The 18,266-nt window shown below is 35.2% G+C and carries 19 protein-coding genes and 1 riboswitch; of the genes, 4 read left to right on the forward strand and 15 right to left on the reverse strand.

The genetic code is table 11. From position 1 onward, the window contains the following. Positions 1-3: 3 nt before the first annotated feature. The 9 genes from JOE44_RS22965 to JOE44_RS23005 all read right to left on the reverse strand — a co-directional run bounded on the left by JOE44_RS22965 (position 4) and on the right by JOE44_RS23005 (position 5,668). The gene (locus JOE44_RS22965) at positions 4-576 is read right to left on the reverse strand and encodes a hypothetical protein (RefSeq protein ID WP_209787999.1); all 573 of its coding nucleotides are present in this window, start codon (positions 574-576) and stop codon (positions 4-6) included. A 493-nt stretch (positions 577-1,069) separates the two neighbouring features. Continuing rightward, a complete protein-coding gene (locus JOE44_RS22970) occupies positions 1,070-1,987 on the reverse strand; it encodes an alpha/beta hydrolase (protein WP_209788002.1) in 918 nt (305 codons plus the stop codon). Positions 1,988-2,029: 42 nt separating this feature from the next. Next, complete coding sequence (locus JOE44_RS22975; RefSeq protein WP_209788005.1) at positions 2,030-2,197, reverse strand: hypothetical protein; 168 nt, start codon at positions 2,195-2,197, stop codon at positions 2,030-2,032. 104 nt (positions 2,198-2,301) lie between these two features. Then, complete coding sequence (locus JOE44_RS22980) at positions 2,302-2,853, reverse strand: putative glycolipid-binding domain-containing protein (protein ID WP_209788008.1); 552 nt, start codon at positions 2,851-2,853, stop codon at positions 2,302-2,304. Between the two features lie 22 nt (positions 2,854-2,875). Beyond that, positions 2,876-3,448, reverse strand: a complete 573-nt coding sequence (locus JOE44_RS22985; protein ID WP_209788011.1) for a Crp/Fnr family transcriptional regulator — start codon at positions 3,446-3,448, stop codon at positions 2,876-2,878. Positions 3,449-3,579: 131 nt separating this feature from the next. Further along, positions 3,580-3,813: a hypothetical protein gene (locus tag JOE44_RS22990; protein WP_149386744.1), complete on the reverse strand. Its 234-nt coding sequence runs from the start codon at positions 3,811-3,813 to the stop codon at positions 3,580-3,582. Between the two features lie 102 nt (positions 3,814-3,915). Further along, entirely contained in the window at positions 3,916-4,452 is a 537-nt protein-coding gene (locus JOE44_RS22995) for a GNAT family N-acetyltransferase (RefSeq protein ID WP_209788014.1), read from the reverse strand. 17 nt (positions 4,453-4,469) lie between these two features. After that, the gene (locus tag JOE44_RS23000) at positions 4,470-4,862 is read right to left on the reverse strand and encodes a VOC family protein (protein WP_209788017.1); all 393 of its coding nucleotides are present in this window, start codon (positions 4,860-4,862) and stop codon (positions 4,470-4,472) included. Positions 4,863-4,882: 20 nt separating this feature from the next. Then, positions 4,883-5,668 (reverse strand): hypothetical protein, encoded by a 786-nt coding sequence (locus JOE44_RS23005; RefSeq protein WP_209788020.1) that lies wholly within the window; start codon positions 5,666-5,668, stop codon positions 4,883-4,885. 102 nt (positions 5,669-5,770) lie between these two features. Here JOE44_RS23005 and pafA point away from each other — a divergent pair, with 102 nt between their 5' ends. Then, positions 5,771-7,417 carry an alkaline phosphatase PafA gene (gene pafA / locus JOE44_RS23010; RefSeq protein WP_209788022.1) on the forward strand — a complete coding sequence of 549 codons (1,647 nt, stop codon included), beginning with the start codon at positions 5,771-5,773 and terminating at the stop codon, positions 7,415-7,417. Positions 7,418-7,478: 61 nt separating this feature from the next. On the opposite strand, the gene JOE44_RS23015 is transcribed toward pafA, so the two are convergent. Together JOE44_RS23015 and JOE44_RS23020 are read right to left on the reverse strand one after the other, a co-directional pair. Further along, on the reverse strand, positions 7,479-8,612 hold the full coding sequence (locus JOE44_RS23015; RefSeq protein WP_209788025.1) for a tetratricopeptide repeat protein: 1,134 nt from the start codon (positions 8,610-8,612) through the stop codon (positions 7,479-7,481). Then, positions 8,609-10,237 carry an AraC family transcriptional regulator gene (locus JOE44_RS23020; protein WP_209788028.1) on the reverse strand — a complete coding sequence of 543 codons (1,629 nt, stop codon included), beginning with the start codon at positions 10,235-10,237 and terminating at the stop codon, positions 8,609-8,611. Before JOE44_RS23020 ends, JOE44_RS23015 begins: the two co-directional genes overlap by 4 nt. Positions 10,238-10,391: 154 nt before the next feature. On the opposite strand from JOE44_RS23020, the gene JOE44_RS23025 reads away from it, so the two are divergent. The 3 genes from JOE44_RS23025 (at position 10,392) to JOE44_RS23035 (ending at position 14,952) form a co-directional block, all read left to right on the forward strand. After that, a complete protein-coding gene (locus tag JOE44_RS23025) occupies positions 10,392-11,705 on the forward strand; it encodes a T9SS type A sorting domain-containing protein (protein WP_209788031.1) in 1,314 nt (437 codons plus the stop codon). A 136-nt stretch (positions 11,706-11,841) separates the two neighbouring features. Beyond that, positions 11,842-12,020: riboswitch (cobalamin riboswitch) on the forward strand. Positions 12,021-12,052: 32 nt separating this feature from the next. Next, positions 12,053-13,879 carry a TonB-dependent receptor gene (locus JOE44_RS23030; protein ID WP_209788033.1) on the forward strand — a complete coding sequence of 609 codons (1,827 nt, stop codon included), beginning with the start codon at positions 12,053-12,055 and terminating at the stop codon, positions 13,877-13,879. 20 nt (positions 13,880-13,899) lie between these two features. Beyond that, entirely contained in the window at positions 13,900-14,952 is a 1,053-nt protein-coding gene (locus JOE44_RS23035) for a DUF5074 domain-containing protein (RefSeq protein WP_209788036.1), read from the forward strand. 164 nt (positions 14,953-15,116) lie between these two features. Here the strand turns inward: JOE44_RS23035 and JOE44_RS23040 are convergent, their stop codons facing one another. The 4 genes from JOE44_RS23040 to JOE44_RS23055 all read right to left on the reverse strand — a co-directional run bounded on the left by JOE44_RS23040 (position 15,117) and on the right by JOE44_RS23055 (position 18,261). Beyond that, complete coding sequence (locus JOE44_RS23040) at positions 15,117-16,535, reverse strand: HD domain-containing protein (RefSeq protein WP_209788039.1); 1,419 nt, start codon at positions 16,533-16,535, stop codon at positions 15,117-15,119. A 36-nt stretch (positions 16,536-16,571) separates the two neighbouring features. After that, a complete protein-coding gene (locus JOE44_RS23045) occupies positions 16,572-16,916 on the reverse strand; it encodes a nuclear transport factor 2 family protein (RefSeq protein ID WP_209788042.1) in 345 nt (114 codons plus the stop codon). Positions 16,917-17,025: 109 nt separating this feature from the next. Further along, positions 17,026-17,574: an L-threonylcarbamoyladenylate synthase gene (locus JOE44_RS23050; RefSeq protein ID WP_047378653.1), complete on the reverse strand. Its 549-nt coding sequence runs from the start codon at positions 17,572-17,574 to the stop codon at positions 17,026-17,028. A 90-nt stretch (positions 17,575-17,664) separates the two neighbouring features. After that, on the reverse strand, positions 17,665-18,261 hold the full coding sequence (locus JOE44_RS23055; RefSeq protein ID WP_209788045.1) for a hypothetical protein: 597 nt from the start codon (positions 18,259-18,261) through the stop codon (positions 17,665-17,667). Positions 18,262-18,266 lie beyond the last annotated feature (5 nt).

Raw genomic sequence — 18,266 nt, forward strand, 5'->3', positions numbered from 1 at the left:
GTATTATTTTCCATTTATTTTTTTTAAGATTTCCAACAATTCAGGTATTTTATTTACCTGAGATTCTGTCCAGAAATAATGTTCATTATCAGTTATACCATAATCTTTTAGATAAATAGATATTCGACGAGTATTTTTTTCAATATAGAAATTGAAAGATATTTCTTTAGAGTTAAAGATATAATTTGTAGACTGTTTATTTTCTGTTTTATCTTTTAAATTGGGGATTACATATTGTTCTATAAACAGAACAAATTCTTCTACCTCATCTAAATCTAACCAGGATGTTTTGAAATATTCTTTTGACTTTCCCATGAAATCTGATTTTATATTCATATTAACCTGAATAGATTTCATTTTTTGATTTGTTTTAAGATTGATAGCTTCCACAGGAAAGAAGGAAACTTGTTCACCAATCCCCGATCTGAAATCAGCAGTGACATTCCAATCTTTATTGATTTGAGTAAAATCAGCACCACTAATAAATTTCCGTGTCGCTGAATTTAAACTTTCTTTTTCTTGTGCGTTAGAAAATAGGCAGAATGATAAAAGAAAGATAATAGAGACTTTTTTCATAAATATTTTTTATTAAATCATAGTATTTCAAAACTAAAGATTCTTTTATCTGAATCATTACGGAAAACCATAATCAAGTCTAATCATTGAAAACGGTATCTACAGCTACTTTTTGAACTTCCAATACCCCCTTCTATAAGTCCCTCTACCCCCTTACCCAAGGGGGTAGACCTGGTTGTTTATGGGGATAGAGATAGTTCTGTAAGGGGGTAGACCTCCTGGATAAGTGCCTCCAGGGGGTTAATGAAGGGTATACAGACCGTTACATAAGTGGGTAGAGACCGTTGATGAAGGGGCTGGAGGCCGTTCTTAACTGGTTATAGCCAGTTCATGAAGTGGCTAAAGATACTTATACAACTGTCTAAAGGGAGTTCGGAAGTGGGTAGAGGCAGTTGATGAAGGGTTTACGGGAACTTTTATAATGTAGGAATGGTTTCAGCGCGGCCTCCGGCCGCGCCAAAAACTTAATATTTGTAAAATAGTCAATACAATATTACTTTGTAGTATTCACAAACTGACTGACAGCGTTCACAAACTCTTTATTTTTTTCATAGTATAAAAGATGTCCCCCATCAATGGATACTACTTTCTGATTGGGAAAACGGAAGGTTTTATAATGCTGAGTACCGACAGCTTTATCTTTTTTTCCGGTAATGATCAATACAGGAACAGAGATATCTTTTGTAATGGGAGCGTAATCTGCATAATATTCCGGGAAGTCTTTAGGTTTTGAGATAACGGCCATTCCGAAGTCGATGATTCGGGGATGGAGAGAATCAATCTTATCGGATTCTTTTATGGTTTCAATATCTTCAGTCAGAAATTTATATCCGATTCTTTTTTTCCTTAATGCACTGCTTATTTTTGAAAGTTCTAAGGTCAGACTGTCTTTAGGAACGGATTTGTTTTTTGCCTGTAGAAGACTGTTTCCGTATTGAATCTGTTCCTTAACCGATTCATCATTCAGGAAGTGGAGCGTGACATTGGCAAGGATAAGCCCTTTGGTATGCTGGGGATATTTTTTTGCATAACTGACCGCAATGATTCCCCCAAAGGAATGAGCAAGGAGAAAGATTTTTTTCAATTGGAGATGCTGTCTCAGTTCTTCTATATCCTGAATCATTTTATCGAGATGATAGTTTTCCGAAGTACCGGATGCCCCGGAACCTCGTTGATCCATATAAATCATCTGCATGTTTTTTTCCAGATGGTTTCCACCCATCAGTTCAAACGATGGATAGCCCTGTCCGGGACCGCCGGGAATATAAATGCAGGCTTCTCCTTTTCCGGAGACTTTGTACTTGATCTTTACGTGATCTGAAGTTTCATAAAAACCTTCGGAGTGATGATTCTGAGCTGAAATGACAGTCAGGGAAACGAAAAAAAAGAATAGGAGAGCAATTGTTTTCATATCCTTATAACAATTATAAAGGACTGTTTATTACGCTGAATATTATTTAATTACTGAAATAGCAATACCCCTGTAATTATAATGAATACTATAGCCACCTTCTTTTTCAAAATCTTTTTGAGATGCTTCCTGTTGCTGTTTATAGTTGAGTTTGAAAATAAAAATTAACCTTATTACATTACCAATTAATCCTAAAAAATTGACATCCATATTTATTTTTATGCTTTGTTATCTTGGGGCATAAGGGATCATATGTGTGCTGTGAAAAAAAGGACCGCAGCTTTATCTCATCATTTGTGATATTGTTTTATGTCTCAAAGTTCTGCAATCTTTTCAAACAGTCTTGGATAATTGGTAACTAATCCTTTTTCATCCACTGAGATTTCTGCTTTAAAATCGGTTTCAATATTTTCATACAGGTATTTATTAGCTGCTGTTCGGGTGTATTGTTGCTGAACAGGTCTGATATGATGGTTTAAAACATCAATATAAATAACATCAATTTTCTTAGAACTGTTTTCTGAAAGTTTTAAGTTGTTGATTGGTAAAGTATTGGTGAATGGCGTAAGTGAGATATCTATGAATGGAAAATTATTGAATTCATGATGTACAGCATTATTGATTTCCCATTGATCCCGGATTCTTTTTCCTGTAAGTGTTCTTTTACTGTTATTGATTTCAGATTCGATTAAAAAACTCTGAACAATCCAGTTTTTATCAATGACAATGCTATAGTTTACAGCGTAGATTTTATCTTCATAAGATCCGATGATTTTTGATGTTACGCTATGACTTTTATCATCAGATTGTAAATTAAAATATTCAAGAGACTTGAAAAGAATTCCTTGCCAGATCAGTGTTTTCATATATTATTTTGGATGTAATTCGTTAACGGGTAATTCTTCGTTTCCGGATTCTGCTTAATGTTTCTCTTGCTACTCCAAGAAATGAAGCCAGCTGAGTGAGCGAGACACGTTGCAGCATTTCGGGATGTTGGGTTTCTAGATATTCCAGTCTCTGTTTTGCTGTATAAAGTTTGAACAGATTCGAAAATTCTTCTTGTCTGGAAGCAAATTCCCGGATACAATGGCGGCCTAGTGTTTCAATTTCAGGTGTATTTTTAGCTGCTTCAAATAATTTTGTTTTATCAAAAATAATAACATGCAGATCTTCACAAGCGATGATATTAAATTCAGACTTTTGACCACTTCCAAAACTGCTGATATTGGTTGCTACTTCATTTTCAAAGAAAAATCCGGTGTTTTTTATGATTCCTTCTATTTCATAATAGCTCTTACAAAATCCTTTATCAATATAAAATAAGGCGTTGCAGATTTCACCTTCCTGTAACATCAGTTCATTTTTCCTGTAATTCCTTTCCGAAAGAGCAGGCTGAAGTATTTTCCAGCTTTCGTCAGAAAATAGGGTGAGAGATCTGATATATTTCAGAAGATTTTCCATGATATTGGAGTTTCTGTTTTTGCGAAATTAATGAAATTGCCGGAGAATGTAAGCATGTCTTGCCTTTGAAAAGGTCATAAAAAAGAGCGGTAAAAACCGCCCTCAACAAAATTTTATCTAACAAAAATATTTTACATATAAACACATCCGCATCCTGTTTCCCATTCCTGGCACAGGCGCATAGGTTCGTTACATCCGGGATTGCTACCGCCACCACCGGAAACCCTGTAACAGGTACCGTCACTACAATAGTAAGAGCCTATAGTAGGCGGACAATTTCCATCCATATCACATAATGCATAGGGAGTGTCACCTCCACTGATCAGTACAAGCTGATTCCTTTTAAGTTTTTTAAGGTTTTTCATAGTAATCAGATTTTAATTTGTTGATTACTAATGTATAAAATTTTTAACACACTAACAAGTGTTTTAACGTATTAGAATTAAAAGAGGGTAAGATTTTGAGATTTATTCTACATCTAAAGTCATGAAAAGTGCGATTTCCTCTGCATTTTCATAGAGCCTTGTATTCAGTCCGGTAATAGTGAATCCCATTCTTCTGTAAAACTGTATAGCGGGATAGTTGGTATTTTGTGTTTCAAGTTCAATAACTCTGCAGTTTAATCTTCTGGCTTCTTTGATCGCACTTTTAATAAGGTTGACTCCGATTCCCTGTCGTCTGTGCTTTTCGTCAATCAGAATATTTTCAATATAAAAGCTGTTGTTCCATGTCCTGTGTTCACCAATAATCCAGCCTGCAAGTTTTTCATCAACAAAAGCACCGAAAGAATTTTCCTTTTCAATAATTGTATTGAGTTCTTCCAGTTCTTCAGAAGTTGTTTCCCAGGTTTTGGTATAAGGCAAAGACTTTTCTTTTAAAATAAACTCAAAAGAGCCTCCGGATTCTATAGATGAAACGATGTATCTTATTTCTGTTGTATAGCCGTTATGTCCCCATTCTAAACTTGGATTAGAGGATAATTTTTGTAATTTCTTTATTTCCACATCAAATTTTTTTATACTTATTGAATTTCAGTACAGATTTCTACCAGATAATGATCAGGATCTTGGATATAGGCTGTTTTTTGTCCCCATGGTTTTACCGTGATATCTTCATAAAGAACAGCTCCGTTTTTTATGGCCTTTTCCACCAGGGCTTCAACATGGTCTGTGGTAAATCCCAGTTCTATTCCGAAAGGCTTATCCTGAGTTTTTGAGCTTAAAAATCCTTTTCTAATATTGGAATTCGCAAGACTGAGAGAAGCAAATGACAGCGTTGTTTCTCCCGTCAATAGCTCACCATAATCTTTTTCAGGGGTAATGAACTTTATTTCAGAACCAAAGGTGTTTTTATAAAAATTCATAGACTGCTCTACATCTTCCACATAGAGAATGACATATTTGAATTTGATCATAGGATTGAATTTAAATAGTTTTATTTTTTGTTTAAAATATATTCCTCATCTGCTATCAACACTACATGAGGCCCTTGTAAAGGATATTCTTTAAAGCTTCCGAAATGACCGAAATGAAGAGGGAATTTCCGGGTAATTTGACGAACTTTACTTCCAAAAGAATTCATATCAACCTTTTGGATATTCTCTTTTTTCTGCCTGCCATTGCTGAAAAACAGCATCAGGTTGCAATGAGCATTAAAATCAGAATCATGATAATAGAATACATGGAGATTTTCCTCCCGGCAAATCTGTACTAAATCATTAATAAGATTTTGTTTATGCTCTAAAGGTAGATTACAGTCAATTCTGGCCGTATAATTTTCAGCATTACTTTTTTTTAAATCTGAACCCACCATCTGAATGAACCGGTGTTCTATATTTTTGAATTCTTCTCTTTCAGGAGGATAGCTTTTACTGGATTGAAGGGTGAAAGGAGGGCTTGAATCTAATAGTATTGCATTTTCACGGATCAATAGCTCTTCAATCTCTACGGCAAACTGAAAGTGAAAATCAAAAAGCATATGGTCCCCGATATTGAGGATCAACTGATTCCCATCGGTATTGACATGTAGATAGGTTTTGTTAAAGCCTGATTTCAGTTCTTCCAGTTTCATTATAAAATCATCTGTATTTTTAACCTGAACTCTTGCTGCCAGTTCAGCCGGATTATCAGCATGGCCGCCATATCCCGGATAGAATTTGAAAAACGTAAAGTCATATAAATGATCCGGAAATTTGAAATACCAGTATATGCCTAAAATCATAGAAGATTGATTGATAATTGTACAATAATCAAATTTAAATAAAATTTCATACTCCAAAACTTTCAAAACCCTTAAATTTGTCATCAATAAAAATTTACTTGGATGCTTAGGAACATTTCAATTGCGGCAGCTACTTTATTGTCCGTAGTTACAATCAATGCACAGAAGAACAAAAATACTCAACTGGAAAGACCCAAATTAGTTGTAGGTCTGGTAGTAGACCAGATGCGTTGGGACTATTTATACCGTTTTTATGGTAAATATGGTAATGACGGTTTCAAAAGACTTTTGAATACAGGATATTCTTTGAATAATGTACATATTCCTTATGTTCCTACCATTACGGCTTTGGGACATACATGTATCTATACAGGATCTGTACCGGCTATCCACGGAATTGCAGGAAACGACTGGACGGATAAGGAAACAGGAAAAGGAGTGTACTGTACTGCGGATGAAAGCGTTCAGCCCGTGGGAACCACCAATGTAAAAACAGGAAGCCATTCTCCAAAAAATCTTTGGTCTACTACGGTGACTGACGAATTAAGGCTGGCCACCAACTTCCAGGGAAAAGTAGTAGGAGTTTCTTTAAAAGACCGTGCTTCTATTCTTCCTGCCGGACATACGCCAAACGGAGCTTTCTGGTTTGATGACAGTACAGGAAACTTTATTACCAGTACCTGGTATATGAATGACCTTCCTCAATGGGTAAAATCATTCAACTCTCAGAATCTTCCTGAAAAATTAGTAGCCAACGGTTGGAATACTTTACTTCCAATCAATGAATATACGGAAAGTGCACCGGACAATTCGCCTTGGGAAGGCCTGTTGGGAAGTGCAAAAACACCTACTTTCCCTTACAGTAATTTAGCAAAAGACTATCAAACTAAAAAAGATAATATCCGCTATACACCTTTCGGAAATACGTTGACGTTAAAGTTAGCCGAAGCTTCTGTTGAAGGTGAAAAACTGGGTGGAGATGCTGTTACAGACTTTTTAGCCATCAACCTTGCCTCTACAGATTATGCAGGACATAAATTCGGACCTAATTCTATTGAAGTAGAAGATGTGTATATCAGATTAGATCAGGATTTAGCAGAATTCTTCAAATATCTGGATTCAAAAGTAGGAAAAGGAGAATATACGGTTTTCCTATCTGCTGACCACGGTGGAGCACATTCTGTAGGATTTCTTAAAGAACATAAAATCACTACAGGTTTCTTCGGGGAAGATGCTGAAAAGAATCTGAACCAAAAACTGAAAGATAAATTCGGAGCAGATAAATTGGTCAATGCCATTGATAACTACCAGGTTTATTTCAACAGAAAAGTATTGGCAGATAGCAAGCTTGAGTTGGATGACGTTAGAAACTTTGCTGTAAAAGAAATTGAGAAAGATCCTACTGTTTTATATGCTGTTTCTGTAGATAGAGTTCAGGAAGCGAGTATTCCGGAGCCAATTAAACAGAGAATTATCAATGGGATCAACAGACAGAGAAGCGGGGATATCCAGTTAATTTCTCACGATTCTATGCTTCCTCCATATTCTAAAACAGGAACTACACACAGTGTATGGAATTCTTATGACTCACATATTCCATTGATCTTTATGGGATGGGGCGTGAAACAAGGAGAAAGCAATAAAGAATATCACATGACAGATATTGCTCCTACTGTATCTTCTCTATTGAAAATTCAGTTCCCAAGTGGAAATGTAGGAAACCCGATCACTGAGGTTATTGGTAGATAAATTGAAAATTACAGATCATAAAAAAACATTCCTATCCGGAATGTTTTTTTATTTTCAGAGCTTATGATGTTCTTATCATTTGCTGTATCTCTTTCTGAAACTTTTTATTCTGTTTTCTGATTTTTATAATAAAGTATAAAAGGATAACGATAAAAATGCACCCCAGCAGAACAGATATAATTTTAATGTAGCGATAATAAGATTTCAGATCTTTACTTTTCAATGCAGTTTCCTTATTATGATTGTCAATCACCTGATTAATGGACTTCAGTTCATTCTGCTTTCTTTTGAAACGCATTTCCAGATATTTTTTATTATACTGCTGATAGAGATTTTGCTGTCCCATAGCAAGATAATTATCAGCCAATTCTTTGTAAAGTCCTTCATTCAGAATAATATCTCCGGTATTTTTACAAAGGCTTTCAGCTTTTAGTAAAAGGCTTATGGCAGATTGATTTTCATGCTTTTGTTTATGGATTTCAGCAATTCCTTTCAGGGCAAAGGCTTCCAGACTTTTAGCATAATTCTTTCGGGCGAAGGCGATAGATTGTAAAAAAGCTTCCTGTGCTTTGTCAATTTGATTGAGATTAAGATAGCAATATCCAATATTGTAATACACCACACTCATATTGGAATAAGTAGTTTTCTTCACGGGAACCTTTTCATAATTTTGTATAGAAATCAGAAATTTTTCCAATGCAATTTCTGAATTGGACTGGCTTTTATAAATCATTCCTCTTATGGCGTAGCTTGCAGCCGTCTCACTATATCTTTCTGGATTTTTGGCCGGAATTTTTGCAATATACTGATCGGCTTCATTCAATGTTTCAAGACTTTTGCTGAAAAGTTCCATTTGCTGATACTGTATAGCCACTGAGATCAGTACTCCTGACTGGCTTTTGGGATCATTGGTTTTCTGGGAAAGTTCCTTTGCTTTTAAAATATATTTTAACGATTCTTCAAAGTTCCTTTTAGCAATATTGGCTGTGGAAAGAAGCATATAAAGATTAATAGAGGTCTTTACATCATGAGATTTCTTTAATAATTGTTCCCCAATTCTAATGGTATTATCAGGGTTGTCATAAATTTCAAGTTTAGCCTTTTTTATTAAGACACTGTCTGGTGTCTTTTGTGCTTTCGTAAAAATATAAAAAGCTATCAGCAGCAGTGATAGTATTTTTAAAAATAGTCTCATACGGCTTTAGTTTTACTGATTTCCTGAATATAGGCATTGGGAGACATTCCGGTGACGGATTTGAAAACAGTTGTGAAGGCACTGTGGGATGAAAATCCTGAATACTCTGCAAGGTAGCTCACTTTATAGTTAAGAAAAGCTGTATCACTTCTTAATAACTGTACAATGTGATTGATCCTTAGTTTGTTAATGTATCCGTTGAAGTTTTTTTCTTTATTATTGATAACTTCGGATAAGTACTTTGTATTGATTTCCATTTGTGAAGAAAGCATAGACAGTGACATATTTTTATTCAGATAGCGGTCAGATTTTTCAAATTCTTCAAGCTTTTGGAGGATTTCATCTTCTTTTTTCCTGGAGATTTTGGTAGATCCGGAATCTTTTGCTGCTGCAGGAGTTTTGCTTATTAAAATAGGTTGAGGTTTCTGGCTGATCTGTTTTTCAAAGAAATCAAATTGCTTTTTTAAATCTTTATTTTTGCTTGTAACGAGTAAAAAATAGGTAAAAAGGGCTATAACAATCAAAGATAAAATGATAATCAAAAACAGGGAAGACCTGAGTGATATCTGTTTTTGAAATTCAATGTTTTTATTCTGGTTGGTCTCAACGAGTTTCACAAGATACCGTATTCCTTCTTTCGAACTTACATCTGTTTTTGTTTTTAAGTCAGTATAAAGTTTATTGTATTGATGGTATTTTGCATCATTATGAATAGCGTAGTAAGTACGGGCTAGTGATTCGTAAATTTTAATTTTTAAATTGTTGAAAGGAAGGTTTTCAATCAATGCAAGCCCGGTTTCCAGCTTTTCAATAGCTGTTGTATAATCCTGTTTCAGGAAATAATACTGGGATAAGTTCTCATAAGCCAGCCCTAGCAGAAAAGGCTTGTTTTTCTGATGTTCAAGATCTGAAATGACACTTTCTATAAGGGATTTATATTCAGGGAGTTTATTTTGCTTCAGTAGGTATGAAGACTGGAAAATCCTGTTTTCGATTTTTAAAATTTTCTTCTCTTCATTATGACCACTGAGGTATTGATTGCTTTTATCAAGGTTTTTCAATGCTGTTGGATAATCCCTGTTGATTCCGCAGTTCAAAGCCTGAAGCTGATACAGTTTTGCGGTAGTGACTTTTAAAGTCGGATCATTACTTTTAAGGAGCTTCTGATCAGATAAAAGATGAGAAATAATTCTTTTTGACTGGTTGTACAACCCCAGATTCTGATACTGATCCGCAAGATTATAATCACTGAAGACCTGCCTATCATAGGAAAGATCATTTGCCTGACCATTATCTTCTTTTTGAGCAAAAATATTCACAGACTGTACATAATCGCCCTTCATGGCAAAAGCTTGTGAAATAATATTTTGCAGCACAATTTTGTGTTCCGTATTCTGATCACTAACCAGAATTCCCTGGGTATAACTGATGCATTCGTCAGAATTCTGATAGAGCTTGAGAAATGCCTTATCGGCTAAAATAGTAAAGTCCGGACCGGACTGTCCATTGATACAATAAGAGCTGTAAATAAAAATAAACAGGAATATTTTTCTGCTGTTTTGAAATAATTTTTGTTCTGGTAATTTGTTTTTTGTGTTTTTTTGAATAGTTCTGGTAAAATCCATATTCAAAATGTTGTTTTGTATCTGTTTGTTTATGAGTGTTTTAAAAATTAAATTCTTTTGAAATTCACGAATTATGAAAGCCTATTTCTTTGGATAGGCTAAATATTGTATTAATATTGTTTCCACCAATTCGAAACGCTAAATATAATAAAATATGAAAAATTTTTACAGAATGTCAATGAAAATATTGATGGCTTGTATTTTCCTTAAATTTTGTTTTGCAGAGGCGCAGCTTACTGTAATAGGTTTAGGAAATTATAATGTAGGTGCAGTTTCTGATAATGGAATGGTAAGTATGCATACCAGCGCAGGAGGAATATATAAATGGAATGCAGCAGGAGGACTTGTACAGATAGGTTCTATTTCAAACGGATATCCGGCTGCAGGAAGAACTATTGTTTCGAATGACGGAACTAAAATATCATCTTCCATTACCAATACTGCAACAGGATTTAATGAAATATCAACGTATGATGTTGCTGCTGCCACTTGGGTAAACCGGGGCGGACTTGTTCCTACCGGATGGGACGGAAGTGTAAGCTCTACCTGGGGAATGACTACCAACGGAAATACAATTGTAGGGCTGGGGTTTCTTACTGCCGCGAATGCCCACGCTGTGAAATGGGATGAAGTGAACGGAATGGTAGATCTTGGAAGTATTGTTTCCGGACGCAGTTCAAGAGCAAATGCAATTAATGCAGCAGGAACAGTGATTGTAGGATGGCAGGATGAATCAAACGGTACGAGAAGCGGTGCAAAATGGCAGGATGGAGTAGAAAGTTTTATTACTGATAATAACGGGAATAATGTAGGGGAAGCAGGAGGGATTTCTGCAGACGGAAATACCATCATAGGATCGGCAAATCCTAATCCCTATGTTTGGAATACTGTAAGCGGGCTCACGTATATCACCCATCCTAATGCTTCTTTCAGTTTCAAAGGGGGTGCAACAGGAATTTCTGCTGATGGGAAAAAAGTTATCGGATATTACAGAGCATTTGGTGCTCCTCCCATGTCCGGAGAAGGTTTTATCTGGACTTCTGCTACCGGAAGGATTAATCTGAATGATTATGCAGCATCTTTAGGAATTGCAACGAATGGAGTAACAATGGGACTTCCTCTGGCTATTTCACAGGACGGAAAGAAAATTGCCGGTTCAGGAACAAATGCTTCAGGTCAGATGATCGCTTTTTATCTGGATACTTCTGAATTTTTATCCATCAATGATGCTGTAAAAGAAAAAAACAGCATAGGTATTTATCCTAATCCAGTTGCTGATATTCTATATTTTAAAGGAACAGGAAAAATAGAGAACGCAGAAATTTATAATATGGTTGGACAAAGGGTGAAATCATTCAATGCTGTAGAAGGACAGATTGATGTTTCATCCTTGTCAAAAGGAGATTATATTTTACAATACTCTGAGAAAAGAGGTAAAAAAGAGACTTATAAACTGATTAAAAAGTAACATATATAAATAGTAAAGTAGTGGGATGAATGGCTGTTTTCAATATTGAAAGCAGCTGTTCTTTTTTTGTTTCACCTCATAAGAAGACCGGCTTTTTAAGCATACGTATGGTTTTGGGCGGATACATATAAAAAACTATCTTTGCAAAAATTTTGGTTTCCAGTATTTTGGAATGAAAAGGGAATCGGGTGTAACTCCCGGACTGTCCCCGCAACTGTAAATCGCAACAAAAGTTTCTGCAAAAAACCACTGTATAAAAACGGGAAGGAGCAGAATGCGAAAGTCAGGAGACCTGCCGGAATTATAATTAAAAAAACATATTGCTTTCGGAGGAAAAGTAAAAAAGTATGGATATAAAAAGATCTTTAGTACTGCTTTTTTCATCGTATGGTTGCTTTCTTTTTGGACAAGAGAAAACCATCGATACTATTTATGTTTTCGACAACCAGATGAACAGGGTTAAACTTTTTCATCCTGTAAAAATAATTTCGGCGGAAGATGCCGAGAAAAACTCCAGTAATCTTTCGGAGCTTCTGAGATTTCAGTCGCAGGTTTTTATTAAAGAAAATGGTCGTGGTGCTGTTTCTTCACCTTCATTCAGAGGAACTACCGCTCAGCAGACAGCATTTGTATGGAATGGGATTAATATCAATTCCAGTTTTCTGGGACAGGGAGATATCAATAATATTGCTTTGTTCGGCTATGATCAGATCGGTATAAAAGCCGGTGGCGGAAGTGTGGTGTATGGAAGTGGTGCTATCGGAGGAAGTATTCACCTGAATAATACCCTTGATTTTAACAAAGGTTTCCATGGTTCTTTATTTTCAGAGGTTGCTTCTTTTAATACCTATAATAATTTTGTAAAAGGTTCTTACAGTAATGAAAGGTTCAGTTTTAAAGCTTCCGGAAATTATTCTGTAAGTGAAAATGATTATAAGGTAAGCGATCTGAACTATATTAACAGAAACGGAAATTATTACAATACTACGTTCAATGCAGGAGCTTCCTACAAGATAACGAATGATCATAAAATTTCATGGCAGAGCCAGTTTTTTGATTCTTCACAGCATTATCCTGTGTATGAAGAAACAGGAACAAAGACAAAATATAAGACTCAAAGTGTAAGAAGTCTTCTTTCGTGGGACTGGAACAAAACAAATTTCAGCAACTCCTTTAAAGCAGCCTATACGGAAGAAAACTTTCAGTATTTCGGTTCACTAAATCAACCTAAATCCAGTGGTGGAACCGGGAAAAATTATATCTTCAAAAATGATTTCAATTATTTCCTGAATTCAAAATGGAATTTTAATCTTATCGGAGAATTTCAGATCAATAAAGGAGAAGGGTACGCGAGTGGAATATCTGATGTAAGCAGAAATATCGGCTCAATTTCAGGATTGTTGAGGTATTTTGCTACGAAAGACCTGCGTTTTGAAGGTGGATTTAAGAAAGATTTTGTGGAAGATGTGAAGTCTCCTTTTATGTATTCATTCTCCGGAAAATGGAGTGCCTTGAAATGGTATGATGTGAGTCTTAACGTATCAAAGAATTTCAGATATCCGTCATTTAATGATATTTATTATGAACCGGGAGGAAATAAAGATCTGAGACCCGAAACTTCTACTCAGTTTGATATGACAAATGAGTTCAAAATGGGAGATTTCAAACTTACTTTGTCTCCTTATTATATGAATGTGACGGATCTTATTGTATGGCTTCCCACTGCTTTAGGCTACTGGCAGGCATCCAATATCAATAAATTTGAATCTTACGGGCTGGAATCCCAGTTGTCTTTCAGTAAACAGTTTGGGAATCATAAATTCAGAGCAAATGCAGGATACTATTATGCAAAATCTATTGATAAAGAAACGAAGATGCAGAGACCTTACGTTCCCATGCACAGAGGGACGGCGAATATAGATTATGAATATGGCTTCTTTAAATTTTTCGCACAGGGACTGCTGAATGGTATTACCTACACGACAAGTGATGAAAAAAGATCAGATGCCATAGATCCTTATTTTCTTTTAAATATGGGTGTTTCTGCAACCTTAGCCAAAAAATATACTTTAGGGTTTAAAGTGAATAATCTAACCAATACATACTATAAAACCGTTGCTTTCTATCCTTTACCGAAAAGAAACTATAGTGTGTATGCAGCAATAAATTTTTAACAAATAAAATTGAATAAATTATGAAAATAACTAAACTTTTAACTGTACTCTTTGCAGTGGTATTATTGTTTAATATCTCTTCATGTACAAATGGTTCTGACGAAATTGAAATCTCTCCGATCACTTATCAGAACGGATATTTTATCTCTAATGAAGGGAATTTTAACAGCCAGGGAGCTAAAGTAACATTCCTGACAAGAGATTTAAGCCTGAAGCAGGATGATGTGTACGGTTATAACAATAAAGAAATCCTTGGTGATGTTCTTCAAACGATTGGTCTTAACGGAAATAAGGCTTATCTTGTGATCAATAACTCAAACAAAATTGTTGTTGTAGACCGTTATACGTTCAAGAAGTTAGCAGTAATTACTGATCAGCTTGATAATCCAAGAGGAATTACTTTTGCGAATGACTTTATCTACGTTTCCAATACCAATTTCACAGCCAATACGAAAAGTGTAACGAAATATAAAGCTTCTGACTATTCATTTGTAAGTAAAATCAGTATGACTGACGTTTCTGATAAAACAGTAGAAGCAGGAGGAAATGTTTTTGTACAAAATGCTTCATCAGGATTTGGAAATAAGATTACTTATATCAATACTTCCAATGACAATAAAACTGAAATTACCGTTCCGAATGGTCAGATTGGAAATACAGTGTCTTATAAATCCAATGTTTACACAATTTCTTCAACAGCTACAGATTCTTACATCTATAAAATTTCAAGTACAGGAACTCTTACACCAGTAATTACACTAACAGGAATTCCTAGTGCAACCAACCTTCAGATTGATAACGATAAATTATACTTCAGCTCTTCGAATAAAGTGTATACAACAAGTTTAGCGACTCCTGTAATTCCTACAACTCCATTGTTAACAGCTGCAGATGGAGGTCCTTATTTTACGCTTTACGGATTTAATGTAATAGATGGAAGAATTTTTGCATCAGATGTTAAACAGTTTACTCAGGACAGTGAAATGGTAGTGTATTCAGCAACTACGGGTAGCAAACTGGGATCTCTTAAAACAGGAGGTCTGGGTGCTAACGGAACTTACCTGAATCCATAATACCTTACAGTATATAAAAATATAATTTTTTATTTTTTCATCATTTGTGTTTTTTTCCGGCCGGTTTCTTCGAAACCGGCCGGCTTTGTTTTCATCAGTGCACATAAAAAATCCGGCGGAATGTTCCATTCCGCCGGATTTTTTATGCTTTTTATAAATTTACTTTATAATGTTAATCCCAGTTTCCCAGCCTCAGCAATAACAAACTTTGTGGCTTCTTCTTTTTCATTAGGAATTTCACCCTCCAGGATAGCTTCTTTGACTTTCTCTTTTAAGATACCAATTTCACGGCCTGGCTTAAGGTTAAACATTTCCATAATCTCTTCACCGGTAATAGGCGGCTGAAAATTTCTTACCTGATCCTTTTCTTCCACTTCTTTGATCTTTACCGCTACATATTCAAAGTTTCTTTTGAATTTCTCCTGTTTTTTAGAATTTTTCGTGGTAATATCTGCTTTACAAAGGGTAAAAAGATCTTCAAGATTTTCACCTGCATCAAATAAAAGTCTTCTCAATGCAGAATCTGAAGCGTCATCAGTAATCAGTGCTATAGGTCTTGATGAAAGTTTTACCATTTTCTGAACATATTTCATATCGCTTCCCAATGGTAATTTCAATCTCTGGAAAAGTGTTTTTACCATTTTTGAGCCCAAAAATTCATGTCCGTGAAAGGTCCATCCCGTTCCTTCTACAAACTTTTTTGTTGGAGCTTTTCCAATATCATGGAGCAGAGCAGACCAACGAAGCCACAGATTGTCCGTATTCACAGAAATATTATCCACAACTTCCAGCGTGTGATAAAAGTTATCCTTGTGGGTTTGTCCTTCCACTTCTTCCACGCCTTTTAGTTCAATCAGTTCAGGAATAATCAGTTTCATAAGACCTGTTTGTTCCATCAGTCTCAGTCCGATAGATGGTTTTTCAGAAAGCATGATTTTGTTGAACTCTACCATGATCCTTTCCATAGAAACAATTTTGATTCTTTCCGCTTCCTGTTGGATCGCTTGCAGAGAGTTCTCCTCGATTTTAAAATTTAAAGTTGAAGCAAAACGTACTGCTCTCATCATTCTCAATGGATCATCAGAATAAGTCTGAGCCGGTTCTAAAGGAGTTCTTAAGATTTCTTTTTCAAGATCTTCCACCCCGTTAAACGGATCGATCAGTTCTCCAAAGTTCTCTTTATTTAAAGAAATAGCCATCGCATTGATGGTAAAATCTCTTCTTTTCTGGTCATCTTCCAGACTTCCGCCTTCCACCTCAGGTTTACGGCTGTTTTCTGTATAGCTTTCTTTTCTGGCTCCTACGAATTCAAGCTCAAGTTCTTTATACTTGATCATCGCTGTTCCATATGTTTTGAATACGGAAACTTTTAATTTAGGATCTATATCCTGAGCTACATTTTGGGCAAGCTCAATACCACTTTGCTCTGTTACAAAGTCGATATCTGTAGAAGCTTTTCTGTTCATCAGAAGGTCACGCACATAACCGCCCACAATGTATACGGACTGGTTATTCCTTTCTGCTGCTTCAGAAATGATTTTAAATAGTTTTAAATTCTTATTTTGATTAAGATTAATTTTCATCGTTAATAATAGTGACAATTTCTACGTATGCTACCATTAATCATAATGAGCATACATTTTACTAATTTTTCCGTCTTCATTAAAAAACATGACTTCAACAGCATGTTTATCCATAATCGACTTATAAAATAATGCTACTGAATCTACTCCCGCAGTGGAATGTATCAGATCAAAACGGAGATCAGGAAATTTTTCCAATGCCTTTTTCCAGTATTCACGGACGGCTTCTTTTCCTTTTAAAGAACTTTCCTTACCATCGGCAGCCATTGCAATCATGGGAGTTGTAATCTCAATATCATCCGAATAATGGGAGAGAATATCCTCTAAATCATGAGAGTTCCAAGTATTAACCCACATTTGAGCAAATTCCTGATGATTCATAGCAAATAATTTATGAGTTGAGTTTGCAAAGATAGAATTAAAAAAAAGAAATCCTGCCGATATGAACTGACAAGACTCTAAAAAAATTAAATATAAAGGTTCAGGATTTTTATTCCCGAAGAACTTTTATCCTGTTGTCATTCCATATTTTGATAACGGAAGAACCTGAATATTTTGAAACTTTTTCTCTGTCTTCTTCCACCGCATAATCCACAAGGCTGATCATCTCTTCAGAAATATCAGAGAATTTCAACGGACTTTTCTCACCACTGAAGTTGGCGGAGGTAGATACCAAAGGTCTGTTCAGTTTTGTGATCAGTTTTTTGCAGAAATCATTTTTTACCAATCGGATTCCTATACTTCCATCCTCTGCAAGAAGTTCTTTCGGAAGACCTCTGGGATTTTCATAAACAATAGTTACCGGTTTTTCGCTAAGATCAATAATTTCCCACGCCATTTCAGGAACATCCACCAGATCCTGAAGTCTTTTCTCAGACTCAACAAGGATGATCATGGATTTATTTTTTTCACGCTTTTTAATGTCAAAAATCTTATTGACAGCTTCTATATTGGTAGCATCACAACCAATTCCCCAAATCGTATCTGTAGGATAAAGGATTGTTCCGCCGGATTTTAATATTTCGATAATATGTTCCATAATAGTATATGAGTTCAAAGAAAGGATAAAGGTAGAGAATCTGTGAATTTTAGGCAAACGATCACTAAGTAAATGGTAAATTTTTAAAGATTATAACCCGTGAAAGAATGAATTGAAATAAGTTGTACGTTTAATGGGTTCAACATATTCAGGGCATAGTATTTTTTTGAAATCCCTTTTGGTTAAGTGTTGAGAAAGCAATACAGGGAAATTCGATCTTGATCCTTCCTTAATTAAAGTATAAAGAATAGCATTGTTTTTAAAAAACACAATAGTGGTCTGTTCATGTTCTTTTCCTGGACTATAATTGTCACTTGGCTCGTTAAGAAAAATCAGATTGCCGGAAATCTTTGAAATTCTGTAATGGTGTCTTTTCCCATACTCAATAATTCTTTTTTTTGCTTCTTCTTTAGAAATGGCAAACGGAATTTCTTTTAAATATTTCTCAGTGAATTTACAGTACAAAACATATCCACTAGAGATAAACAAGCCTATAAGAATCGAATATTCTAAGCTATTATTAAGAGAAGGTGTTATATCTCTTAATAAAAATAGAGAAGCACAAACCATTACTGAAGAACCAAAATAGATCGTAATAGTGTCAAACTTATCATAGGAGCTTTCTTCAAAAACTAATTTTTTAGATTGAATACTTTCTGTGATATTTAAATTTTTTAATGATCTCATGGGAA

The sequence above is a fragment of the Chryseobacterium sp. PvR013 genome, assembly GCF_017833095.1.
Classification (GTDB): Bacteria; Bacteroidota; Bacteroidia; order Flavobacteriales; family Weeksellaceae; genus Chryseobacterium; species Chryseobacterium culicis_A.